The following is a 373-nucleotide window of genomic DNA, read 5'->3' on the forward strand; positions in this document are numbered from 1 at the left end:
AACGGTCTGACCGCGCCGAACGGGCCGTCGCAGCAGCGCGTGATCCGTCAGGCGCTGGCCAATGCGCAGCTCGAGGCGTCGCAGGTGGATGTGGTTGAGGCGCATGGTACGGGTACGGCGTTGGGGGACCCGATCGAGGCGCAGGCGTTGTTGGCGACGTATGGGCAGGGTCGGCCGGGGGAGCGGCCGTTGTTGTTGGGGTCGTTGAAGTCGAACATCGGTCATACGCAGGCTGCGGCGGGTGTGGCGGGTGTGATCAAGATGGTTGAGTCGATGCGGCGTGGTGTGGTGCCCAGGACGCTGCATGTGGATGAGCCGACGCCGCAGGTGGACTGGTCGGCGGGTGCCGTGGAGTTGGTGACGGAGGAGTGTG

Annotated in this window: 1 protein-coding gene; it reads left to right on the forward strand. The window is 67.0% G+C overall.

Going from position 1 to position 373, the window contains the following annotated elements:
• The coding region (locus IG88_RS39920) for a polyketide synthase (protein ID WP_037837582.1) at window positions 1–373 on the forward strand (373 nt) is incomplete at both ends.

This window comes from Streptomyces sp. NRRL F-5650, assembly GCF_000721365.1.
In the GTDB taxonomy this organism is placed as follows: Bacteria; Actinomycetota; Actinomycetes; order Streptomycetales; family Streptomycetaceae; genus Streptomyces; species Streptomyces ardesiacus.